Below are 23,469 nucleotides of genomic sequence, written 5' to 3' on the forward strand. Positions count from 1 at the left end.
TCAGCCGGGGGGCTTGTGGCAGCACTGGTCGGCGGCGCAGCAGCGGGGCTGTTCGCGCCGGTCGTCGATGCCGCGCGGGCAGCACTGGTAGGCGGTGCGGAGCTGGTTGAGCCAGGTGCGGCAGTCCTTGGCAGAGAGCTTGGCGATCCTCTTCCTGCCCAGGCCACGGATGAGGTTCGACGCCGTTTGGGCTTGCTCAAGGTGCCGTCGGCGGCGAGGGCGTAGCTGGCGGCCTCCCTGTTGCGGTCGGCCTCAGGCCTCCAGCCCCGCCAGCTCCCACTCCACGTTCCGCCGCGCCCGCGCCTCCCAGTTCGCCGTCCCGTACTCCGTGCGGAACAGCCTTGGCAGGGCGAGGAGCTGGCGCAGGACCGCTGCGCGGCCCTGGCGGAAGGCGTCGTCCGGGACGAAGGCGTACTCCTCGCGGACCGCGCGCACATACCCCCCGTACGTATCCTCGTCCGTCGCCAGGATCGCCAGGTCCGCGTCGCACAGGATCTCGCCGTTGACGTCGCCGTCCGCCGGGTCGTGCGTCACCGTGAGGCGGACCAGGCGGGCCACCTCCGCGACCTCGTGCGGCGCCAGGCCGGCCTCCGTCAGGGCCTTCTCGGCCAGGGTCGCCGAGCGCTCCTCGTTCTCGGAGCGGTCCGGGCGGTAGACCGCGTCGTGGAACCAGGCCGCCAGTCTGATCAGGTTCAAGTCGCCGTCGCGGTGCGGTAGTTCGTCGATTCGGTCCAGGACCGCCCTCAGGTGGTCGACCGTGTGGTACCTGCGCTGCGGTTCCGACCAGCGCGCCAGCAGGTTTCTGCCGTACGGCTCCGGGAGCGGGCCTTCGTCGTCTCCCCGTGCCGCCAGCAGCGTCGAGGTCCAGCGTGCGAGGAGTGCGGGGTCCACGTCTGCGGTCATGAGGGGATCATCCCTCGGATCCGGTCGGCCTTACATACCCCCCATGGGTATGTTACGGTGCTGCGCGAAGGTACCCCCTAGGGGTATGCGTCGAGCGAAGGAGCAGGGCAATGTCAACCGTCAATCCCCGGCGCTGGTGGGCACTCGTCGTGCTCGCCGCCGCTCAGTTCATGGTCATCATGGACACCTCGATCATCGGCGTCGCGCTGCCCGAGATGCAGAAGGACCTGGGCTTCTCGCAGAGCGAGCTCCAGTGGATCTTCAACGCGTACGTGATCGTCTTCGGTGGGCTTCTGCTGCTCGGCGGTCGGCTCTCCGACCTCCTCGGTGCTCGCCGGATCTTCGTCACCGGCTGGGTGGTGATGATCGCCGGGTCGGTTCTCGCCGCCGCCGCGCAGACCGCTTGGGTCGAGATCGCCGGACGTGCCGTCCAAGGTGTCGGCGGTGCGCTCATCGCGCCCTCCGCCATGACCCTGCTGATGATGCTCTTCATGCACGACCCGAAGGAGCTCGGCAAGGCCATGGCGCTCTACGGCGCCGCCGCGCCCGCCGGCGGTACCGCCGGTGTGTTCCTCGGCGGTGTCTTCACCGAGTGGATGAGCTGGCAGTGGGTGTTCATCATCTACATCCCCATCGGCCTCGCCACCCTCGCAGCCACCAAGGTCCTCCCCGCCGTCGAGTCCCGCCGCGGCTCCGTCGACGTCCTCGGCGCCGTCGCCGTCACCGCCGGTCTCGCGCTCGCCGTCTTCGCCGTCGTCCGCGCCCCCGAGGTCGGCTGGGGCTCCACCGGTACCGTCCTTCAGCTCGTCGGGGCAGCGGCCCTGCTCGTCCTCTTCTTCGTGATCCAGAAGTCCATCCGCGAGCCGCTCATGCCGCTCAGCGTCTGGCGGATCCCGCGCCTCGGCTCGGCCAACCTGGCGATGACGCTGCTCGGCGCCGCGTGGATCCCGATGTGGTACTTCCTCAACCTCTACCTCCAGCAGGTCCTCGGCTACGGCGCCTTCGCCTCCGGCGCGGCCCTGCTGCCGATGACCGTCCTGCTGATGATCTTCATGACGGCCATCACCGCCCGCCTCATGGGCCGTTACGGCGCCAAGCCGCTGATCGCGGGCGGTCTGCTGCTCCTCGCGGCCGGGCTCGTCTGGCTCGCCGCCGTCCCGCCGACCGGCACGTTCCTCGTCGACGTCCTGCCCGCCTCGCTCGTCGCCGCGCTCGGCATGTCCCTCGCCTACATCCCGGCGATGATCGCCGCGATGTCCGGCGCCCCGCAGGAGCAGGCCGGTCTCGCCTCCGGCATCGTCAACACCACCTACAACGTCGGCTCCGCCCTCGGCCTCGCCGCGCTCACCGCCCTCGCCATGTCCCAGGGCGCCGACCAGCTCGGCAACCTCCCGGCCCTCACCGACGGCTTCTCCGCCGCCTTCGTCGGCGCCGCCGTCATCGCCGCCGTCGGCGGTGTCATCACCCTCCTCGTCATGAAGAGCGACAAGGCCCTCGCCGCCGGCGCCCCCGCCGAGTCCGCCCCCAGCGGCGACAAGGTCTCCGCCTGACCACGCGTCAACCCGCCGACCAGGGGCCGTCCGATCTCATCGGGCGGCCCCTTCCCCGTACCGGAAGGAAGAACCCGCCGTGCGCCACCACATCAGCACCCGCGCCGTCCATGTCGTCAACGACCCGCCCCCGCCCGGCAGTCGGCCCCTCTCCGTGCCGCTCGTGCAGTCCTCGGCCTTCGCCTTCGACTCCGCCGACGCGCTCGCCGACGCCATGGCGGGGCCCGACGGGCCGTACGCGTACAGCAGGCGCGGCAATCCGACCGTACGGGCCCTGGAGCAGACCCTCGCCGGGCTCGAAGGCGGGGCCGGGGCGCTCGCCTTCGCGTCCGGCATGGGGGCCATCAGCGGGGTCCTCCTCGCCCTGCTGCGGCCCGGTGACCGGGTACTCGCGCAGCGCTGCCTTTACGGGGGGTCGTACGCCGTTCTCTCCGACCTGTCCGCCCGGTACGGGATCGAGGTCACCTACATCGACGTCGACGGCGACGACACGGTCGAGGTCGAGCGCCAGGCCGGTACCGGAGTCGCCCCCAAGCTCCTCGTCCTCGAGACCATCGCCAACCCCACCGGCCACGTCCCCGACCTGCCCGCGCTGCTCGCCGTCGCCCGCCGCCTCGGGATCACCTCCGTCGTCGACAACTCCCTCGCCTCGCCCGTCCTGTGCCGCCCCCTGGAGCTCGGCGCCGACGTCGTCGTCCACTCCACGACCAAGTACCTCTCCGGGCACTCCGACGTCCTCGGCGGCGCCGCCGTCTTCGCCGACGACGGGCTACGGCGCCGGATCTGGCCCCGTACCGTCGAACTGGGCGCCTGTGCCGACCCGTTCGCCGCGTGGCTCACCCTGCGCGGCACCCAGACCCTTCCGCTGCGGATGCGCGAGACCTGCGCCAACGCCGCCGTGCTCGCCGAGCGGTTCGCCGCGCATCCGCGCGTCACGGCCGTCCACTACCCGTGGCTCCCGGGCCATCCCTCGTACGACACCGCGCGCAAGGTGCTCTCCGGGGGCGGCGGGCTGCTCTCCGTCGAGCTGGCCGGCGGGCGGGAGGCGGGGCGGGCCTTCATCGAGGGGGTACGGATCGCCCGGCTCGCGCTCTCCCTCGGCGGGGTCGAGAGCCTCGTCGCCCACCCCGCCTCCACCTCCCATCGCGAGCTGGATACACGGGCGTTGGCGGCGGCCGGGATCGCGCCGGGGCTCGTACGGCTCTCCGTGGGGATCGAGGACGTCGAGGATCTGTGGGGGGACTTCGAGCGGGTTCTCGCGGACCATCCCTAGAGGCGTTCTTTTGGGTTGACAAAAAGAACGAGCCATTCGTAAATTGGGTGTTGCCAGGGAACGATCTCTCCTAGGTCAAGGGGGAAGCGCCATGCGCTACTTCGAGGACTTCCGGCCCGGCGACGTCCACGAACTGGGCACCGTCACCGTCACGACGGACGAGGTGCTCGACTTCGGCCGCCGCTTCGACCCGCAGCCCTTCCACGCGGACGAGGAACTCGCGAAGAACTCCTCGTTCGGCGGCCTGATCGCCAGCGGCTTCCACACCCAGGCGCTCTTCATGCGCCGCTACGTGGACGGACTGCTCGCCTACAGCGCCTGCCTGGGCTCGCCCGGCATCGACGAGGTCCGCTATCTGCGGCCCGTCCGCCCGGGCGACGTGCTCACCGCACGCGTGGAGATCCTTGGCTCCACCCCGTCGCCGTTCAACCCCGCCACCGGCACCGTCAAGCCGCGGTGCACGCTCGTGGCCGCCGACGGGACGGCCGTGTTCAGCATGATCCTGCACAGCATCTTCCGGCGCCGTCCCGCCGGTACCGAGGCCGCACGTCTGTCGTCGATGCCCGCGGCCGAGGATCCCGTCGCCTGTGCGCGCGTGAGTGCCTGAGCACGGCCGTCCGCCACCTTGTCCATCACACGAAGGGGGACCTCCTGTGGAGGCCGTATCCCGCACCGCCCAGTGGACCGCCGCCGCGCGCGCCCTGGAGACCGAGCGCGAGGACCGGCTCTTCGCCGATCCCTACGCGCGCACCGTCGCCGACCGGATCGGCTTCGAGCTCCTCGAGCGCTACGCCGGGGCCGGCACCGTGCCGTTCCTCGCCATCCGCACCACCTACCTGGACCGGGCCGTCGTCAAGGCGGTCGAGGAGCGCGGCATCCGCCAGGTCGTCCTCCTCGCCGCCGGCATGGACACCCGCTTCTTCCGGCTGCCCTGGCCCGACGGCGTCACCGTCTACGAACTCGACCGTCCCGCCCTCCTCGACGCCAAGGCGGCCATGCTCGCCGACGAGCCGCTCCCGGCCGGCCGTACCCGCGTCACCGTCCCCGTCGACCTGACCCAGGACTGGACGGGACCGCTGAAGGAGGCGGGCTGGAAGAGCGACGAACCCGTCCTGTGGGTGGTCGAAGGGCTGCTGTTCTTCCTGCCCGAGCAGGCCGTACGGACCCTCATCTCGACGCTCTCCGCGCACGCCGCGCCCGGTTCTGTGCTGCTCGGCGACGTCATCTCCCGGGCCGCCCTGGACAACCCGCTCTCCCGTCCCTTCCTCAACTCCCTGAAGGAGGACGGCAATCCGTGGCTCTTCGGCACCGAGGAGCCCGAGGCGCTGCTCACCGACTGCGGCTGGGACGTACGGGAGGTCAGGCAGCCCGGTGAGGAGGGCGCCGACTTCGGCCGCTGGCCCTACCAGGTCCCGGCCCGCACCGTCCCGCGCGTACCGCGGTCGTTCCTCTTCACCTGCGACCTGCCGACCCGCGGAGAGCGCGACACCGAGGAGCAGGCCGCATGAGCGCCCACGACTTCCACCAGCAGGTCATCACCGACGCCGGCGCCGCCGTCCGCGGCCTGACCGTCGCCCTCGGCGAACGCCTCGGCCTCTACAAGGCCCTCGCCGCCCACGGCCCGGCGACCGCCGCCCAGCTCGCCGAGAAGACCGGCACCAACCCGCGTTACATCGAGGAGTGGCTGCACGCCCAGCTCTCCGCCGGGTACGTCGAGCGCCACCCGAGCGCCGGCACGTACACGCTCCCCGCCGACCACGTCGCCGTGCTCGCCGACCCGAAGGCCGTCACCTACGCCGCCGGGTTCTTCACCGCCCTCAAGGCGCTGTACGCCACCGAGGACCTGCTCGTCGACGCGTACCGCACCGGTGACGGCGTCGGCTGGGCCGAGCACGACGCGGCCCTGGACACCGGCATGGGCTCCTTCTTCCAGCCGACGTACGAGCACAAGCTCGTCTCCGACTGGCTGCCGGCGCTGCACGGCGTCACCGAGAAGCTCGCGGGCGGCGGGACCGTCGCCGACGTCGGCTGCGGTGTCGGGCACACCACGCTCCTCATCGCCAAGGCGTTCCCGGCGGCGACCGTCCACGGCTTCGACTACTCCGAGGAGGCCGTCTCCATCGCCCGGCAGCTCGCCGAGGAGGCCGGCCTCTCCGACCGGGTCGTCTTCGAGGTCGCCGCCGCCGACGACTACCCGGGCTCCGGCTACGACCTGGTGACCTTCTTCAACGCCCTGCACGACATGGGCGACCCGGTCGCCGCCGCCCAGCACGTCCACAAGTCCCTCGACGGGGACGGCACCTGGATGCTCGTCGAGTCGAACGTCTCGCCCGCCGACATCGACACCCGTACCCCCGCCGCGCGCATGTTCATGGCCCTGTCCGCCGTGATGTGCCTGCCCGTGGCCGTCGCCCAGCGCGGCCCGCACGCGCTCGGCAACCACTCGGGCGAGTCGGCCTTCCGCGCCATCGCCGAGGAGGCGGGCTTCACCCGCTGGCGGCGCGCTACGGAGACCCCGGTCAACGCGGTCTACGAGGTCCGGCCGTAGGGCCGCCCGTCCTCAAGACTCCCGCATCCCGACGACCCTCATCGAGGAGTTTCCATGGGCGTCAGCGCCCCCCTGCCCGTCACAGACCGGTTCATGGACGTCCTGGAGCGGCTCAGCTCGCGCTCCATCGAGGAGTACTACAACCCCTACCAGCAGTTCGACTGGCCGGACCGGCTCGACGAGCGGCAGCTGTGGATGACCCCCGAGCTGCTCACCGTGTACGGCACCCCCCACTTCGACGAGCTGGGTGAGGAGACGATCCAGAAGCTGTCGAAGTGGGAGTCGATCAACTTCTACAGCCTCAACGTGCACGGCATCCGTGAGCTGCTCATCGAGGTCGTCGGCCGGATCCACATGCCGGGCTTCGAGGTGCCGTCCGACTTCTTCCACCACTTCATCGGTGAGGAGAACGAACACATGTGGTTCTTCGCCGAGTTCTGCCGGCGCTACGGCCACAAGATCTACGGCTCCACCGCCATGCGGGCCGACTCCGCGTGGGAGCCGGAGGTCGAGAACTTCCTCGTCTTCGCCCGCATCCTGTTCTTCGAGGAGCTGGTCGACCACTACAACATGCGGATGGCGCAGGACGAGTCCCTCTGTCACACCATCCGCGAGGTCAACCGCATCCACCACCAGGACGAGTCCCGCCACATCGCGTTCGGCCGCGAGCTCGTCTCGCTGCTCTTCACCCGGATGCGCGAGTCGGTCCCCGCGGCGCGGGTCGCGGAGGTCGAGGCGTACCTCAAGCGGTACGTCGTCTACAGCGTCAACTCCCTCTACAACCCGCACGTCTACCGCGACGCCGGCATCGCCGACCCGCTGGCCCTGCGCAACGCGCTGGTCGCCGACGAGCGCCGCCGCCCGTACGAGCGCAAGGCCATCCGCAAGCCGCTCGCCTTCTTCCTGAAGACCGGGATCTTCTCCGACGACATCCTGCCCGTCGTCTGAGGCCCAGGCACCCCAGGCATCCAGGAACCACAGGCACCCCAAGCACACCAGGCCCTCCCACCGAGAGGTGCACCGACCATGACCGTGACCACCCCCGCGACCGCCGGGGAGACCAGGGGGCTTCCCTCCCTCGGTCCCGAGGCGACCGCCCTGCTGCGGCTCCTCGACGACACCTTCGAGAGCTGGGGCGTGGCCGCCGGCGCCCGTCCGATGACCATGCCCCCGCTCCTTCCGGTCGCCGACCTGGCCCGGCTCGACTACTACGACAACTTCCCCCACCAGGCCGTCGTCGCCGCCCCGCTCTCCCTGGAGCGCCGCGAAGCCTCCGGCATCTACTGCGACGACAACGGCTGCTTCCCGTGCGACGCGCTCCAGCCCGCCGCGCTCGGCCTGCCCTCGGCGTCCTGTTACGCCGTCTACCTGGACCACCAGGACCGGCAGGTCGCCGACGACGCGCTGGTGACCGTCTGCTCCTGGTGCTTCCGCAAGGAGACCCACTACGAGGGCATGCGGCGCCAACTCGGCTTCCGCATGCGGGAGATCGTCGCGATCGGCACGCGCGAGCACGCCGAGACGCACCTGTGCGACTTCACCGAGCGCATCCACGCCTTCGCGGCGGCGCTCGACCTGCCGCTGCGCAAGGAGGCCGCCTGCGACCCGTTCTTCGACAAGGGCGGCTCCAAGGCGGTGCTCGCCCGCCTCACCCCGGTGAAGCACGAGTTCCTGTACGAGGACCTGGCGATCGCCTCCGTCAACACGCACCGGAACTTCTTCGGCGACCGCTGCGCCATCACCCTGGAGTCGACCGGCGGCCCCGCGTTCACCAGCTGCGTCGCCTTCGGCCTCGAACGCTGGCTGTCCGCCCTGACCCGCCGCCACGGCGACTGGGCCGCGGCCACCCTGGCCGTGGCGGAGGCACGTACCGCGGTCGGGCCGGTGAGCTGACGTGCCGGCCCGCCCCGTCGCCCCGCCGGCGGGCGGCCTGGCCCTGCCGAGCCTCGGCATGGACATCGTGTCCGTCACCCGCGTCCGCCGGCTGCTCGCCGAGTACGGCGAGACGTTCTTCGAGCGGATGCTCACCCCCGGCGAACTCGCCGACTGCCGCACCTCCACCGGGCTCGACGTACTGAGCCTGTGCGGGCGGATCGCGGCCAAGGAGGCGGCCTTCAAGACCCTCCGGGTCCGGGGCAGGTTCCTGCCCTGGACGGACATCGTCGTACGGCGCTCCGAAGGCGGCTGGCCGCTGGTGGAGCTGCGGCGGAGCGCCGCCGAGATGGCCGCCGAGACCGGCATCACCGAGATCACGGTGTCCATCAGCCACGACGTCGACTACGCGGTGGCGGTCGCCGCCCCGATCGTCGCGGCCCCCACTTCCCCCACTTCCAGCTAGCCCCCACTTCCCTCCAGAAGGAGAAGCACCATGTCCGACGGCCTGCAGCAGGTGAAGAACTGGATCCTGGACCGGCACCCCGAGCGGTCCGACATCGCCGACGACCTCGACCTGATCGAGAACCGGCTCATCGACTCGCTGTCCTTCGTCGAGTTCGTCTTCCTCCTGGAGCAGCAGTGTGGGAGGGCGATCCAGATGGAGACCCTTGAGGTCGACTCCATCCGCACCCTCGCCGCGATCGAGAAGCACTTCTTCACGACGCAGGTGGAGGTCGAGGCATGAGCGGCAGCCGGCGTCTGTTCACCTCCGAGTCGGTGACCGAAGGACACCCCGACAAGATCGCCGACCGGATCAGCGACACCATCCTCGACGCGCTCCTCGCCGCCGACCCGAACGCCCGGGTCGCGGTGGAGACCCTGCTCACCACCGGTCTCGTCCACATCGCGGGCGAGGTGACCACCACCGCGTACGCGCCGATCGCGAAGCTGGTGCGCGAGGCGATCCTCGACATCGGCTACGACTCCTCCATGAAGGGCTTCGACGGCGCCTCCTGCGGGGTCTCGGTCTCCATCGGCGCTCAGTCCCCGGACATCGCGCAGGGCGTGGACACCGGCGGCGCCGGCGACCAGGGCCTGATGTTCGGGTACGCCTGCGACGACACGGCCGAGCTGATGCCGCTGCCGATCGCCCTCGCCCACCGGCTCGCGCGCCGGCTGACGGCGGTCCGCAAGGACGGGACCGTCCCGTACCTGCGCCCTGACGGCAAGACGCAGGTCACCATCGAGTACGACGGGGACCGCCCGGTCCGGCTGGACACGGTCGTCGTCTCCTCGCAGCACGCGTCCGACATCAGCGTGGAGGGCCTGCTGACCCCGGACGTACGGGAGTTCGTCGTCGAGGCCGAGCTGAAGGCGCTCGCCGAGGAGGGCGTCAACCTGGAGTCCGACGGCTACCGGCTCCTGGTGAACCCGACCGGCCGGTTCGAGGTCGGCGGGCCGATGGGCGACGCGGGCCTCACCGGCCGCAAGATCATCATCGACACGTACGGGGGCATGGCCCGGCACGGCGGCGGCGCGTTCTCCGGCAAGGACCCGTCGAAGGTGGACCGCAGCGCCGCGTACGCGATGCGCTGGGTCGCCAAGAACGTCGTCGCGGCCGGTCTCGCGCGCCGCTGCGAGGTGCAGGTGGCGTACGCGATCGGCAAGGCGGAGCCGGTCGGCCTGTTCGTGGAGACCTTCGGCACGGGCACGCTCCCGGACGCGGCGATCCAGGACGCCGTCAGCGAGGTCTTCGACCTGCGGCCGGCCGCGATCATCCGCGACCTGGACCTGAAGCGGCCGATCTACGCGACGACGTCGGCGTACGGCCACTTCGGGCGCGAGCTCCCCGAGTTCACCTGGGAGCGCACGGACCGCGTGGACGCGCTGAGGAAAGCCGCGGAGGTGTAGGGGATGCGGATCGCTGTCACGGGGTCCATCGCGACCGACCATCTGATGACCTTCCCCGGCTGGTTCAGCGAGCAGCTGCTCGCCGACCGGCTCGACCGGGTCTCCCTGTCGTTCCTCGCCGACAACCTGGAGGTCAGACGCGGCGGAGTGGCAGCGAACATCGCCTTCGGGCTCGGTGTCCTCGGGCTGCGCCCGGTCCTGGTGGGCGCGGTCGGCGCCGACTTCGAGCCGTACCGGGTCTGGCTGAAGGACCACGGGGTCGACACCGACTCGGTGCGGGTCAGCTCCTCGCTGCACACCGCGCGCTTCGTCTGTACCACCGACCGGGCGCAGAACCAGATCGCCACCTTCTACGCCGGAGCGATGGCCGAGGCCCGCGAGATCGAGCTGCGGGAGGTCGTCGCCCGGACCGGGCGTCTGGATCTGGTCCTGGTCTCCCCGGACGACCCCGAGGCCATGCTCCGGCACACCCGCACGTGCCGCGAGCTCGGGATCCCGTTCGCCGCCGACCCGTCGCAGCAGCTGGCGCGGCTCGGCCGGGAAGAGGTGCGGGGGCTGGTGGAGGGCGCGCGCTGGCTCTTCTCCAACGAGTACGAGACGGCCCTGCTCGGCGAGAAGTCGGGCTGGTCGGAGCCGGAGATCCTGCGCCGGGTCGGCGCCTGGGTCACCACGCACGGCGCGTCCGGCGTCCGGATCCGCCGCGAGGACGGGGAGACCCTGTCCGTACCGGCGGTGGAGGTGCCCGGTGTGGTCGACCCGACCGGGGTCGGCGACGCCTTCCGGGCCGGGTTCCTCGCCGGGACGGCCTGGGGCCTGCCCGAGCGGTGCGCGGCGCAGCTGGGCTGCGCGGTGGCGGCGACCGTCCTCGACTACGTGGGGACGCAGGAGTACCGGCTGCACCGGGAGCCGCTCCTCGACCGGATCAGGACGACGTACGGGCTCGGCTGCACCGCCGAACTCCTGGTCCACCTCAGGGGGTTGTCATGAGACCTGCCCTGCGGGACGAGCTCGCGCGCCGCGTCGTCGTCGCCGACGGCGCGATGGGCACCATGCTCCAGGCCGCCGACCCGACGATGGACGACTTCACGGGCCTGGAGGGCTGCAACGAGGTCCTGAACGTGACCCGGCCCGACATCGTCGCCGCCGTCCACGACGCGTACTTCTCCGTCGGCGTGGACTGCGTGGAGACCAACACCTTCGGGGCGAACCTGGCGGCGCTCGCGGAGTACGGCGTCGAGGAGCGGGTCTACGAGCTGTCCGAGGCCGGTGCCAGGATCGCCCGTACCGCCGCCGACGCCCACACCGCGGCCGACGGCCGGCCCCGCTGGGTCCTCGGCTCCATGGGCCCAGGGACGAAGCTGCCGACCCTCGGCCACATCACGTACGAGCCGCTGCGCGAGGCGTACCGGCAGAACGCCGAGGGGCTGATCCGGGGCGGCGCCGACGCCCTGCTGATCGAGACCTCGCAGGACCTGCTCCAGACGAAGGCCGCCGTCATCGGCGCCCGCCGGGCCCTGGAGTGGTGCGGGCTCGACCTGCCGCTGATCGTGCAGGTCACGGTGGAGACCACCGGGACGATGCTGCTCGGCTCCGAGATCGGGGCGGCGCTGACCGCCCTGGAGCCGCTCGGCATCGACATGATCGGCCTCAACTGCGCCACCGGACCGGCCGAGATGACCGAGCACCTGCGGTACCTGTCCCGGCACGCGGGCATCCCCGTCTCCGTGATGCCGAACGCGGGGCTCCCCGTGCTCACCTCCGACGGCGCCCACTATCCGCTCTCGCCGGCCGAACTGGCCGACGCCCAGGAGCGGTTCGTACGGGAGTACGGCGCCGTGCTCGTCGGCGGCTGCTGCGGTACGACCCCGGAGCACCTGCGCGCGATCGTGGAGCGGGTGCGGGGCGCGGCCGTCCCGGCCCGTACCCCGGTCGCGGAGCCCGGCGCGTCCTCGCTCTACGGCCACGTGCCGTTCCGGCAGGACACCGCGTACCTGGCGATCGGGGAGCGGACAAACGCCAACGGCTCGAAGAAGTTCCGCGAGGCGATGCTCGACGGGCGCTGGGATGACTGCGTCGAGATGGCGCGCGACCAGGTCCACGAGGGCGCGCACATGCTCGACCTGTGCGTCGACTACGTGGGCCGGGACGGCGTCGCCGACATGGCCGAGCTGGCCGGCCGCTTCGCCACCGCCTCCACCCTGCCGATCGTCCTCGACTCCACCGAGGTCCCGGTGCTCCGCGCGGGCCTGGAGAAGCTCGGCGGGCGGGCCGTCATCAACTCGGTCAACTACGAGGACGGAGACGGGCCCGAGTCGCGGTTCGCGCAGGTCACGGCGCTCGCCAAGGAGCACGGGGCGGCGCTGATGGCCCTGACCATCGACGAGACGGGTCAGGCGAGGACGGCCGAGGCGAAGGTCGCGATCGCCGAGCGGATCATCACCGATCTGACGGAGACGTGGGGGTTCAGGGAGTCGGACCTGCTGATCGACTGTCTGACGTTCACGATCTGCACCGGCCAGGAGGAGTCCCGGCGCGACGGCGTCCACACCATCGAGGCCATCCGCGAACTCAAGCGCCGCCACCCGGACGTCCAGACGACCCTGGGGCTCTCCAACATCTCCTTCGGCCTGAACCCGGCCGCGCGGATCGTCCTCAACTCGGTCTTCCTCGACGAGTGCGTGAAGGCCGGCCTCGACTCGGCGATCGTGCACGCCTCGAAGATCCTGCCGATCGCCCGCCTTGAGCCGGAGCAGGTGCAGGTCGCGCTCGACCTGATCCACGACCGGAGGAGGGACGGTTACGACCCGCTGCAACGGCTCCTCGAACTCTTCGAGGGCGCGACGGCGAAGTCCCTGAAGGCCGGGAAGGCCGAGGAGCTGCTCGCGCTGCCGCTGGAGGAGCGGCTGAAGCGGCGGATCGTGGACGGCGAGAAGAACGGCCTGGAGGCGGACCTGGACTCGGCCCTTGCGGAACGGCCGGCCCTGGAGATCGTCAACGAGGTGCTGCTCGACGGCATGAAGACGGTCGGTGAGCTCTTCGGCTCGGGCCAGATGCAGCTGCCGTTCGTCCTCCAGTCGGCCGAGGTCATGAAGACGGCGGTGGCTCATCTCGAACCGCACATGGAGCGCTCCGACGCCGACGGCAAGGGCACGATCGTCCTCGCCACCGTGCGCGGCGACGTCCACGACATCGGCAAGAACCTCGTCGACATCATCCTGTCCAACAACGGCTACGACGTGGTGAACCTGGGCATCAAGCAGCCGGTCTCGGCGATCCTGGAGGCCGCCGAGGAGCACCGCGCGGACGTCATAGGCATGTCCGGTCTGCTGGTCAAGTCCACGGTGATCATGAAGGAGAACCTGGAGGAGCTGAACGGCCGCGGCCTCGCGTCCCGGTTCCCCGTGATCCTCGGCGGGGCGGCGCTGACCAGGGCGTACGTCGAACAGGACCTGCACGAGCTGTACGAGGGCGAGGTCCGCTACGCCCGCGACGCCTTCGAGGGCCTGCGCCTGATGGACGCGCTGATGGCGGTCAAGCGGGGCGTGCCCGGGGCCGTACTGCCGGCGCTGAAGCAGCGTCGGGTGCCGAAGCGGGACACGCCCGTTCTCGACGTACGGGAGCCGGAGCCGGCCGGCCGCTCGGACGTGGCCGTCGACAACCCCGTACCGGAGCCGCCGTTCCTCGGCACGCGCGTCGTCACGGGCATCCCGCTCGCCGCGTACGCGCCCTGGCTGGACGAGGCCGCCCTGTTCAAGGGCCAGTGGGGGCTGAAGGACCCCGCGACGATCGGGTCGGAGGGCCGGGCCCGGCTCACGGGCCTGCTGGACCGGGTCGAGCGGGAGGCCCTGACCGAAGCGGCCGTCGTGTACGGCTACTTCCCTTGTGTGTCCAAGGGCGACGACCTGATCGTCCTGGACGAGGACGGAGGCGAGCGGACCCGCTTCTCCTTCCCCCGCCAACAGCGGGGCCGCCGCCTCTGTCTGGCCGACCACTTCCGCGCCGAGGACTCCGGGGAGGTGGACGTCGTGGCCCTCCAGGTCGTCACGGTCGGCTCCCGGATCGGCACGGAGACCGCGAAGCTCTTCGCCGCCGACGCCTACCGCGACTACCTCGAACTGCACGGCCTGTCCGTTCAGTTGGCCGAGGCCCTGGCCGAACACTGGCACGCGCGCGTGCGCGCCGAGTGGGGCATCGGTGCCGCGGACCCGAAGGCCATGGCCGGCATGTTCCGTACGGAGTACCAGGGCTGCCGCTACTCCCTCGGCTACCCCGCCTGCCCGGACCTGGAGGACCGGGCGAAGATCGCGGCGCTGCTGCGGCCCGAGCGGATCGGGGTCGAGCTGTCGGAGGAGTACCAGCTGCATCCGGAGCAGTCGACGGACGCGTTCGTGGTGCACCACCCGGAGGCGAGCTACTTCAACGCGGGCGGCAGGCGCTGACGGCGCGTACCACCCCCTTCCCCCTCTCTCTTTTTCACCTCTTCTGAGTTCGAGGAGTTCTGTCTCATGCCTGATTTCAAGGTCGCGGACCTGTCCCTGGCGGAGTTCGGCCGTAAGGAGATCACCCTCGCCGAGCACGAGATGCCCGGCCTGATGGCGATCCGCCGGGAGTTCGCGGCGAGCCGGCCGCTGGCCGGGGCGCGGATCACGGGCTCGCTGCACATGACCGTGCAGACGGCCGTCCTGATCGAGACGCTGGTCGCGCTCGGGGCCCGGGTCCGCTGGGTGTCCTGCAACATCTACTCGACCCAGGACCACGCGGCGGCGGCGATCGCGGCGGCCGGGATCCCGGTCTTCGCCTGGAAGGGCGAGACCCTGGAGGAGTACTGGTGGTGCACGGAACAGGCCCTGACCTGGCCGGACTCACCGACCGGCGGCCCGAACATGATCCTGGACGACGGCGGTGACGCCACGGTCCTCGTCCACAGGGGTGTGGAGTACCAGAAGGCGGGCGAGGTCCCGGACCCGTCGACGGCTGAGAACGACGAACTGCGCGTGGTTCTCGACCTGTTGAAGAACACGAAGCTGGACTGGACGGCCCTGGCGGCCGGCATTCGCGGAGTGACCGAGGAGACCACGACAGGCGTGCACCGCCTGTACGAGATGCACCGCGCGGGCGCGCTGCTCTTCCCGGCGATCAATGTGAACGACGCCGTGACGAAGTCGAAGTTCGACAACAAGTACGGCTGCCGCCACTCGCTCATCGACGGCATCAACCGGGCGACGGACGTGCTGATCGGCGGCAAGACGGCGGTGGTCTGCGGGTACGGGGACGTGGGCAAGGGCTGCGCGGAGTCGCTGCGCGGCCAGGGCGCCCGCGTGATCGTCACGGAGATCGACCCGATCTGCGCGCTGCAGGCGGCGATGGACGGCTACCAGGTGACGACGCTGGAGGAGGTGGTGGAGACGGCGGACATCTTCATCACCACCACGGGCAACAAGGACGTCGTCATGGCGTCGGACATCGCCCGCATGAAGCACCAGGCGATCGTCGGCAACATCGGTCACTTCGACAACGAGATCGACATGGCGGGGCTCGCGCGGATCCCCGGGATCGTGAAGGACGAGGTGAAGCCGCAGGTCCACACGTGGACGTTCCCTGACGGCAAGGTGGTGATCGTCCTCTCCGAGGGCCGCCTGCTGAACCTCGGCAATGCGACCGGCCACCCGTCCTTCGTGATGTCGAACTCGTTCGCGGACCAGACCCTGGCCCAGATCGAGCTCTTCACGAAGCCGGAGGAGTATCCGACGGATGTGTACGTCCTCCCCAAGCACCTGGACGAGAAGGTCGCCCGGCTCCACCTGGACGCGCTCGGTGTGCGGCTGACCGAGCTGCGCCCGGAGCAGGCGGCGTACCTCGGGGTGCAGGTGAGCGGCCCGTACAAGCCCGACCACTACCGCTACTGATGGCCGGCCCTTCGGACGGCCGCGACCCATGGCTCCCGGACCGGCTCCTGCGGACGGAACGGGACGCGTTGATGCCGCTGCTGCGTCGGACTCCAGAGGATCGGTTCGAGCTGCGGACCGCCTGCCCGGGCTGGACCGCCCGGCAGGTGCTCGCGCACTGCGCGGCGGCCTTGGTCCGGATCGTCGAGGGCCGCCTGGAGGAGGGCGTCTTCCTGCCGGAGGCCAACGCGGCCGACGTCGCCGAGCGGGAGCCGTGGCCGCTCGCCCGGATCCTCGACGAACTGGAGCGCGGCCTCACGGAGGCCGGCCCGGTGATAGCGGCGACGGAGGACGGCACGCTGGACGCCGTGGCGCTGGGGGAGTGGGTCCACGCCGGCGACGTACGGGAGGCCTTCGGCGAACCTGGCGCGTACGGCGGGGCGGCGACCCTGGACCTGGCCCTCCCCCTGCTGGCGGCCACGAGCCGCCGCAGGGACACCCCGGCGCTCGTGGCCACCCTGACGGGCCGGTCCGAGCAGCTCGCCCTCGGCGGCCCGGTGGAGGGCCGCGCCCCGGCGCGCTACCGGGGCGACGCGGAGACGCTCGTACGGATCTACTCGGGCCGCCCACTGGTCGGCACGCGGTACGAGCTGACGGGCGCGACGGAGCAGGAGCTGCTGATCTATCGCTAGCTCTTTCGGCGCTGGCCGCGATGCGGAGGGCGGCGGGTACTGCTCGACTGAGGAGTACCCACGTCCACCCAGAACGGGAGCAACAGCATGCCGGTCATCGTCACGGTCGAGTTCCCGGGCGCCACGCAGCAGATGTACGAGCAGGTCAACGCCCAGATCGACGCGGCGCCCTGGTGGCCGGCCGAGGGCTTCATCGCCCACGCGGCGGGCCCGGACGGCAGCGGAGGCTGGCGGGTCGTGGACTTCTGGGACTCGCGGGAGTCGTTCGTCGCGTTCACGGAGAAGGCGATGCCGATCTTCCAGTCGGCGGGGATGCCGACGGCCATCCCGAAGGTCCAGGACGCGGTGAACGTCATCACGAGGTAGGGAGCGGGGAGCGGGGGGCGGGGACACCGGGACGCCGGGGCACGGGAAATTCCGTTGCCGGGCGGGGAGGGGGAAGGTCACCCTTCACGGCATGACTTCCCTCTCCTCCCACTCCGTGGCGAACCTGTTCTCCGCCGAAGGACGCCTGAAGGCGATCCCGCGCAAGGCCCCGCGCCGGGCGCAGCTCCTCGCGCACCTGGCGGAGACCCTCTTCGAGCCGTCGCGCGCGTACAGCGAGCGCGAGGTGAACGAAGCGCTGCTCACCGTCCACGAGGACTTCCCGGCCCTGCGCCGCTACCTCGTGACCGGCGGCGAACTCTCCCGTACGAGGGACGGCGCCGCCTACCGCCGGGCCCTCAAGCCGGCCCAGCAGCAGCCCGGCTCCCCCGGAGGCGCGATCCCCGCCGTGGCATGAGCGCCGCGCTGGTGGCCGGCCTGCTGGCCGGCTACGGCATCGCGATCCCGGTCGGCGCGGTCGGCGCCTACCTGGTGGCGGTCACGGCACGCACGGGCTGGCGTACGGGAGCGGGCGCGGCCCTCGGGGTAGCGACCGCGGACGGCGTGTACGCCCTGGTGGCCGTCCTGGGCGGCTCGGCCCTGGTCCCGCTGCTCGCCCCGGTGACGACCCCGCTGCGCTGGGTCTCGGCGGTGGTCCTTGTGGCCCTGGCGGCGCGGGGGGCGTGGACGGCGGTCCGGGCGTACGGGGCGCGGGCGCAGGCGCAGGCGGACGGAACCGAGGACGGGCGACTGAGCCCCCTCAGGGCGTACGCCACCTTCCTGGGGATCACGATCCTCAACCCGATGACCGTGATCTACTTCGCGGCCCTCGTCCTGGCGACCGGCCCGGAGGGCCCGTCGACGCCCCTGGACCGTACGGTCTTCGTCCTGGCGGCCCTGGTCGCCTCCGCGAGCTGGCAACTGTTCCTGGCCTCCGGCGGCGCACTCCTCGGCCGCGGCCTCACCGGCCCGAGGGGCCGCCTGGCGACGGCGTTGGTGTCGAGCGCGCTGATCGCGGGCCTGGCGGTGCACTTGGTGAGCTGACCGGATCCGGGGTCCGGCCTCTGGGAGGATAGCGTCGATATCCTTTTGCATACGGGGGAGTTGGCATGCCGGGGGCTGCGGGTCAGCTGGTCAGCGGGCGCTATCGCTTGGTCGAGGCGGTCGGGCGCGGGGGCATGGGTCGTGTGTGGCGGGCCCGTGACGAGGTGCTTGACCGTGAGGTGGCGGTCAAGGAGGTCCTCTTCGAGGCCGTACCGACCGAGCTGCGCGCCGAGTTGATCGCCCGTACCGAGCGGGAGGCGCGAACCGCGGCCCGGCTGCGGCATCCGGGCATCGTGACCGTGCACGACGTGACGGAGTACGAGGGCGCGCCGTGGATCGTCATGGAGTTTGTCGGCGGGCCCTCGTTGGCGGGATTGCTCGCCCGTGAGGGGCGGCTGCCGTGGGAGCGTACGGCGGCGATCGCCGCGACGCTGGTGGACGCGCTGGCGCACGCGCACGCGGCGGGGGTCGTGCACCGGGACATGAAGCCGGACAACGTGCTGCTTGCCGACGGCGACCGGCCGGTCATCACGGACTTCGGGATCGCCCGAGTCCTGGACTCCACGCAGCAGTTGACCCGTACGAACACGGTCATCGGTACGCCGCAGTTCATGCCGCCCGAGCAGTTGGAGGGCAAGCCGGTGGGGCCGGCGGCGGACATGTGGGCGCTCGGCGCGACCCTCTACGCGACGCTGGAGGGCCGCCCGCCGTTCGACGGGCCGTCGTTGACCGCGATCATCGTGGCCGTCCTCACCCAGCCGACGCCCCGGTCCGTGCACGCGGGGCCGCTGGCCGAGCTGCTGTCGGCGCTGATGTCGAAGTCGCCGGCCGAGCGACCGGACGCGGCGGCGACGGCGGAGTGGCTGGAGAGGCTGGGGAGGCTGGAGAGGCTGCGTACGCCGGACGTCCCGAGAGTCGTCAACCGGACCCCGACCGTGCTGGATCAGCCGGTCGACGCGCCCGCGCCCGCTTCGGTGTCCACTCCCAGCCGTCGCAGGCTGCTGATCGGCGGGCTCGCGGTGGTCGTCGGTGTCGGCGGGCCCGCGATCGCGGAGCTCGCGAGCCGGGGCGGCGACGGAGGCGGGAACGGGAAGGCCGGTGACGGGCCGTTCGCGACGCTCCCCACCCTCACCCTCAGCGGCCCGGAGGAGCGGATCCAGTCGCTGGCCTACAGTCCCGACGGCAAGACGATCGCCGCAGGGGCGGCGGAGGGCACCATCTACCTCTGGACCAGCGCGGATTTCGCGACCGCCCCCGTGGCCGACACGCTCGTCCCGGGCGGCTACAACACCGGAGCCGTCGTCTTCAGCCCCGACGGCAAGACCCTTGCCTCCGCGGGCAACGACCGCACCATCCGGCTGTGGGACACGACCACTCAACGGGTGCGCGCGACACTCACGGTCCCGAAGGCACCGCTGATTCCCGAGAGCCTCGGCCAGTACGTGTCGACCCTCGCCTTCAGCCCGGACGGAGCCATGCTCGCCACGGGGGGAGGTGCCACGCGTGCGATGTGGCTCTGGGACGTCCGTACCCGCGAGCTCGTCGCCACCCTCGACTGGTCCGGCGGCGGGGTGACGGCGCTCGCGTTCTCCTCCGACGGCAAGACCCTGGCCATCGGGACGTACGACGAAGGCGTCATGCTGTCGGATCTGGTGTCGGGCAAGCCACCGGTCGTTCTGCGTGATGCCCCGGAAGGCAGGGACGGCTGGATGGAGGGGTTGGCGTTCAGCCCTGACGGCACGACGTTGTACGGCCTCGCCGCCGAGGATCTCGAACAGTGGGACATCACCACGCGCAAGCGCACCGCCTTCACGGGCTTCAGTCTGCTCGCCAGAGCCGTCGCGTTCAGCGGCGACGGAACGGTGGCGGTCACCGCCGGCGACAGGCTCCAGCTGTGGGACCCCGTGAGCCGTACCGAGCGGCAGATGATCAAGGACGGGGCCAGGGCCGACGCGGTGGCCCTCAGCCCCGACGGCCGGACCGTCGCCCTGGGCCGGGAGGGCGCCGTCGAGCTCTACCGCCGTAACTGACGCCCGCAGGAAGCCGGATTGCCCGCAGGTCTGCCCTCGCGGGCGGCGACACGCACCGCCGAAGGCGGTGAGGATGCAGGGGCAGCACCCTGTCCAAGGGCGAAGGAAGGAGCGGTCGATGCGCAGGTCGGCTCGGGATGAGAGGCGCAAGCAAGGGACGGCGCCCGAGTCGTCGCGTGCGGCCGGGGACCGCGCCGAGGCCGTGACCGCCGGGCCGGGGCTCCTTCAGCCCGGTCGCACCGCGGACCTGTCCCCGCTGCAGAGCAGTTGGGGGAACGCGGCGGTCACCGCGGCGGTCCAGCGCATGGAGGCGCCGGCGGGCCGCAAGCGGAGGGTGTCCCCGACGGCGGAGCAGCAGGACGATTCGAAGCACATGCGGGAGGCCGAGTCGTCCTCCGAGGACATGGAGTCCTCCTCCGAGGAGGAGCTGGAGGAACAGTTCTCGGCGGAGTACGTCGCACGGCTTGGTGAGCAGCAGACCAACACCATGAACCTCCTGGAGAGGATGGACGAGCAGAACGCCCCCGAGCGCGCCGTGAGAGCCGCCGAGGACAAGCTGGAGATGATCAGCATCCTTCGGAACCTGGCCCCGATGATGTCGGTGGAGACCGTGAACGAGGCCATCCGGCTCATCAGTGCGAAATCTGACAGTCCTTCGAAGAGGAACTACCTGAGCAGGCTCGACGCGCAGCTCGGCTATCTCGCGCAGGAGTTCCCGTCCCAGGGGCTTCCGACCTTGGAGAACGTCCAAGCCCTGTGGTCCCAACTGCAGCCCGCGTTCGGCGGTGCAGGGGCCCAGGTGGGCGAGGACGGCTGTGAGGACCGGGCCCACGCGATCTGCCTGGCGTTCGCCGAGGCCTCGCCGGCGTTCGCCGCCCACCATCTCTCGAAGCAGTGGGCCACCTCGTCGGGGGCCCGGCTGCACACGGATCACCAGTGGAACCACCACGTCGCGGCCTCGGTGACGACCGCGAACGGGGTCCTGGTCATCGACCCCGTCTTCTCCCGTTCGGGTCCGCTCGAACTGAGCGAGTGGGCCAGGCGCGTCCAGGTCGACGTGGACACGGACGTCCATCAGACCGCCTGGGGATTCCTCGGCAAGCCGGGTCAGGACAACCGTCCGGACGCCAACAGCGCCGTGGAGTACATGGGCTGAGACTCCCCGTCGCTCCTCACCGCCTCCGCGCGCGCGAGGCCAGCAGGAGCGCGGCGCCGCCGACGGTGACCGCCCCCAGCGCCCCCGCCGCCATGATCCCGCCCCGCGAGCGCCAGGACATGACCGACCAGCAGGACTGGGCGGACAGGAGCGAGCCGGCGCTGAGCCAGGAGCCGACCGAGGCGACGGACGCGGCCGAGCCGATGGAGCCGACGGAGAGCGCCGAGCCGACGGAGCCGATGGACAGGACGGATCCCACCGAGCCGATGGACAGGACGGAGTCCCGGGACCAGAGGGAGAGTGCGGCGGTCATGGTCCGATCGTAGGCCTGGCACGGGCCTACGACCTCTCGGCGGGGCGTACGTCCTCGATACTCCGCGCCACGAGTGGGTGAAGTCGCGCGACCGTACGGCCGACCCGGCACGCCCCCCGCCCTGCGGCGCGTGGTCGCGCGGGCGAGGCTGGCGGTGACCTTCACTCTCGCCCCGAGGAGGCCGGCGTGCCCCCGTCCGAGCAGGAATCCGCACTCTCCCGGCGGCGGTTCCTCGCCGTCGCCGGTGGCGCCGCGTGTCTGGGTGTCCTCGGTGCGCCGCAGGCCGCCGCCGCGACGGCCTACACCGTCACGGCCCACAACAACTCCACCCAGTTCCAGACCGTCTGCCTCTACCAGAGGGCGGTCGGCCTCGGTGTTCCCAGTGCGTTCTCGCTCGCCTGGCTGCTCGCGCCCTGCCGGCCGGGCGGGCACGTGACCTTCACCTGGTCCGAGGTCTACAGCTTCGTCTGGGCGCCGACCGGCACGCTCACGCCCGGCATCGTGTTCTCGCACTGGGACCAGCTGGCCGCCGACCCGGACGACCAGTCCCTGAACGGGACCGGGTTCGGGTTCGACAACGGGAAGTACGGGTTCGTGCCCGCCACCTCCGGCGCCCCGCAGGTGGGCTCCCTCGGCATCGACGTCCTCGCCACCGTGCCGCAGGACACCGCCTCCGTCGGCATCGGGATGTCCTCCGCCCCGGTCTTCGCCGCGCAGGCCGATCCCGGTGCGGACCTGGTGTTCACGCCGCACCCCCAGTACTGGATCGCCGCCGGCACGTACACCCGCGGTGAGGTGCTGGACGTCGAGGAGATCGAGGCCACGGCCGAGCTCCCCTTCGACGGCACCTTCACCCAGCAGGCCGTCCTTCAGCCGACCGGCGACTGGATCATCAGCTAGGCAGAAGCTGGGCAGCAGCCGGGCATTCAGTCGGGCCGGGCTCAGCGCCCCAGCGCCGCCCGCAGCGTTATGCCGTGGTGGTTGCGCAGGCGCCGTACCTCCCAGACCGAGAGCGCGGTCACCGACAGCGGGCCGCCGACCATGAAGCCGTACAGCACCTCCGGCGGCGCGGCGATGTCGGGGCCGTTGAACAGCTGGAAGGCGAAGAGCGACCAGACGAGGAGCGGAGCGAGCATCGCCGGCAGCAGCTGGTGCACGTCCGAGGCGCGGAAGCAGGTGGCGACGCAGATGTAGGCGACGACGACCGTGTACGGGATCGAGGCGATCAGCACGACGAGGGCCGCGACCGCGCCGACGACCAGGACCAGGAACGCCACGATCGTGGAGATCCACCCGGGGCCGGTGATCGACTCGAAGAAGCCCTTCAGGTCGTCGGCGTTGACCGTCTCGCCCTTTATGGTCAGGACGGACACCCACAGCGCCAAGGGGCCGAGAGCGAGCGCGAGGGCCGCCAGGATCGGAGTGTGCAGCCGCGCCGCGAAGTGGCGGCGCCTGTCCCGGGTGCTCGCGGCGAGGAACACCATGATGCCGATGACGGTCCCGACCAGCAGGATCCCGCACGCAAGCCCCAGTTCCAGGAGCTTGCCGAGCACGTAGTCCTCCCCGTCGCTGCTCAGGGGGTACGCCACGAACAGCCCGACGGCGGCGACCAGACCGAGCACCGTCCGGGCGAGCTGGATCCGGCTCACCAGACCGTCCTCGACGGGGGCCAGGCCGAACTCGTCGCCGGGGTTCCCCGCCGAGCGGGTCAGGAACGCGCGCAGCGCTCCTCCGGCCGTACGCCGATCACCCGATATCTGTCGTGTCCCGCTCATCCGGCATCCCCCCGAGGCACTGTGTCTCCCCAAAACAACAGCGAGCACCTTACCCGGCCGGATGAGCCGCTCTGCGTCCGAACGGGTCGGGTTGGCCTGGTCGCGGCGTGTCGGGGCGGGAGGCGGAGTGCTCGTACCGACTATGCGTTTG

General features: G+C 71.2%; 23 protein-coding genes. 20 read left to right on the plus strand and 3 right to left on the minus strand.

Annotated features, from left to right (window positions below):
• Positions 1–252 precede the first annotated feature (252 nt).
• Entirely contained in the window at positions 253–903 is a 651-nt protein-coding gene (locus tag ACFWRO_RS09175; protein WP_384506548.1) for a hypothetical protein, read from the minus strand.
• Between the two features lie 110 nt (positions 904–1,013).
• Here ACFWRO_RS09175 and ACFWRO_RS09180 point away from each other — a divergent pair, with 110 nt between their 5' ends.
• The 19 genes from ACFWRO_RS09180 (at position 1,014) to ACFWRO_RS09270 (ending at position 21,230) form a co-directional block, all read left to right on the plus strand.
• Positions 1,014–2,453, plus strand: coding sequence for an MFS transporter (locus ACFWRO_RS09180; protein ID WP_384506551.1), 1,440 nt, complete (start codon positions 1,014–1,016; stop codon positions 2,451–2,453).
• 79 nt (positions 2,454–2,532) lie between these two features.
• Positions 2,533–3,726: a trans-sulfuration enzyme family protein gene (locus ACFWRO_RS09185; RefSeq protein WP_384506553.1), complete on the plus strand. Its 1,194-nt coding sequence runs from the start codon at positions 2,533–2,535 to the stop codon at positions 3,724–3,726.
• A gap of 91 nt (positions 3,727–3,817) precedes the next feature.
• Entirely contained in the window at positions 3,818–4,333 is a 516-nt protein-coding gene (locus ACFWRO_RS09190; protein ID WP_384506555.1) for a MaoC family dehydratase, read from the plus strand.
• A gap of 46 nt (positions 4,334–4,379) precedes the next feature.
• Complete coding sequence (locus tag ACFWRO_RS09195) at positions 4,380–5,234, plus strand: class I SAM-dependent methyltransferase (protein WP_384506557.1); 855 nt, start codon at positions 4,380–4,382, stop codon at positions 5,232–5,234.
• The gene (locus ACFWRO_RS09200) at positions 5,231–6,274 is read left to right on the plus strand and encodes a class I SAM-dependent methyltransferase (RefSeq protein ID WP_384506560.1); all 1,044 of its coding nucleotides are present in this window, start codon (positions 5,231–5,233) and stop codon (positions 6,272–6,274) included. Before ACFWRO_RS09195 ends, ACFWRO_RS09200 begins: the two co-directional genes overlap by 4 nt.
• A gap of 54 nt (positions 6,275–6,328) precedes the next feature.
• Positions 6,329–7,222, plus strand: coding sequence for a diiron oxygenase (locus ACFWRO_RS09205; RefSeq protein ID WP_384506563.1), 894 nt, complete (start codon positions 6,329–6,331; stop codon positions 7,220–7,222).
• 78 nt (positions 7,223–7,300) lie between these two features.
• Positions 7,301–8,167: a hypothetical protein gene (locus ACFWRO_RS09210; RefSeq protein ID WP_384506566.1), complete on the plus strand. Its 867-nt coding sequence runs from the start codon at positions 7,301–7,303 to the stop codon at positions 8,165–8,167.
• Position 8,168: 1 nt separating this feature from the next.
• Entirely contained in the window at positions 8,169–8,612 is a 444-nt protein-coding gene (acpS, locus tag ACFWRO_RS09215; protein WP_384506569.1) for a holo-ACP synthase, read from the plus strand.
• A 30-nt stretch (positions 8,613–8,642) separates the two neighbouring features.
• Complete coding sequence (locus ACFWRO_RS09220) at positions 8,643–8,894, plus strand: phosphopantetheine-binding protein (RefSeq protein WP_384506572.1); 252 nt, start codon at positions 8,643–8,645, stop codon at positions 8,892–8,894.
• Positions 8,891–10,060 (plus strand): methionine adenosyltransferase, encoded by a 1,170-nt coding sequence (gene metK / locus ACFWRO_RS09225; RefSeq protein WP_384506574.1) that lies wholly within the window; start codon positions 8,891–8,893, stop codon positions 10,058–10,060. Before ACFWRO_RS09220 ends, metK begins: the two co-directional genes overlap by 4 nt.
• 3 nt (positions 10,061–10,063) lie before the next feature.
• The gene (locus tag ACFWRO_RS09230; protein ID WP_384506577.1) at positions 10,064–11,047 is read left to right on the plus strand and encodes a carbohydrate kinase family protein; all 984 of its coding nucleotides are present in this window, start codon (positions 10,064–10,066) and stop codon (positions 11,045–11,047) included.
• Positions 11,044–14,499 carry a methionine synthase gene (gene metH / locus ACFWRO_RS09235; RefSeq protein WP_384506580.1) on the plus strand — a complete coding sequence of 1,152 codons (3,456 nt, stop codon included), beginning with the start codon at positions 11,044–11,046 and terminating at the stop codon, positions 14,497–14,499. Before ACFWRO_RS09230 ends, metH begins: the two co-directional genes overlap by 4 nt.
• A gap of 66 nt (positions 14,500–14,565) precedes the next feature.
• Positions 14,566–15,966, plus strand: coding sequence for an adenosylhomocysteinase (gene ahcY / locus ACFWRO_RS09240; protein WP_384506583.1), 1,401 nt, complete (start codon positions 14,566–14,568; stop codon positions 15,964–15,966).
• Positions 15,966–16,637, plus strand: coding sequence for a maleylpyruvate isomerase family mycothiol-dependent enzyme (locus tag ACFWRO_RS09245; RefSeq protein ID WP_384506585.1), 672 nt, complete (start codon positions 15,966–15,968; stop codon positions 16,635–16,637). Before ahcY ends, ACFWRO_RS09245 begins: the two co-directional genes overlap by 1 nt.
• Positions 16,638–16,724: 87 nt before the next feature.
• A complete protein-coding gene (locus tag ACFWRO_RS09250; RefSeq protein WP_384506587.1) occupies positions 16,725–17,003 on the plus strand; it encodes a hypothetical protein in 279 nt (92 codons plus the stop codon).
• Positions 17,004–17,094: 91 nt separating this feature from the next.
• Positions 17,095–17,418, plus strand: a complete 324-nt coding sequence (locus tag ACFWRO_RS09255; RefSeq protein WP_384506590.1) for a DUF2087 domain-containing protein — start codon at positions 17,095–17,097, stop codon at positions 17,416–17,418.
• On the plus strand, positions 17,415–18,044 hold the full coding sequence (locus ACFWRO_RS09260) for a LysE/ArgO family amino acid transporter (protein WP_384506593.1): 630 nt from the start codon (positions 17,415–17,417) through the stop codon (positions 18,042–18,044). Before ACFWRO_RS09255 ends, ACFWRO_RS09260 begins: the two co-directional genes overlap by 4 nt.
• Positions 18,045–18,109: 65 nt before the next feature.
• Positions 18,110–20,074 carry a WD40 repeat domain-containing serine/threonine protein kinase gene (locus tag ACFWRO_RS09265; protein ID WP_384506596.1) on the plus strand — a complete coding sequence of 655 codons (1,965 nt, stop codon included), beginning with the start codon at positions 18,110–18,112 and terminating at the stop codon, positions 20,072–20,074.
• Positions 20,075–20,192: 118 nt separating this feature from the next.
• Positions 20,193–21,230 (plus strand): protein-glutamine glutaminase family protein, encoded by a 1,038-nt coding sequence (locus ACFWRO_RS09270; protein ID WP_384506599.1) that lies wholly within the window; start codon positions 20,193–20,195, stop codon positions 21,228–21,230.
• A 16-nt stretch (positions 21,231–21,246) separates the two neighbouring features.
• Here the strand turns inward: ACFWRO_RS09270 and ACFWRO_RS09275 are convergent, their stop codons facing one another.
• Positions 21,247–21,543, minus strand: a complete 297-nt coding sequence (locus ACFWRO_RS09275; RefSeq protein ID WP_384506602.1) for a hypothetical protein — start codon at positions 21,541–21,543, stop codon at positions 21,247–21,249.
• Positions 21,544–21,729: 186 nt separating this feature from the next.
• On the opposite strand from ACFWRO_RS09275, the gene ACFWRO_RS09280 reads away from it, so the two are divergent.
• Positions 21,730–22,443 (plus strand): hypothetical protein, encoded by a 714-nt coding sequence (locus tag ACFWRO_RS09280; RefSeq protein WP_384506605.1) that lies wholly within the window; start codon positions 21,730–21,732, stop codon positions 22,441–22,443.
• Between the two features lie 41 nt (positions 22,444–22,484).
• On the opposite strand, the gene ACFWRO_RS09285 is transcribed toward ACFWRO_RS09280, so the two are convergent.
• Positions 22,485–23,318, minus strand: coding sequence for a hypothetical protein (locus ACFWRO_RS09285; protein ID WP_384506608.1), 834 nt, complete (start codon positions 23,316–23,318; stop codon positions 22,485–22,487).
• Positions 23,319–23,469: the final 151 nt, after the last annotated feature.

The organism is Streptomyces sp. NPDC058579, assembly GCF_042718575.1.
In the GTDB taxonomy this organism is placed as follows: domain Bacteria; phylum Actinomycetota; class Actinomycetes; order Streptomycetales; family Streptomycetaceae; genus Streptomyces.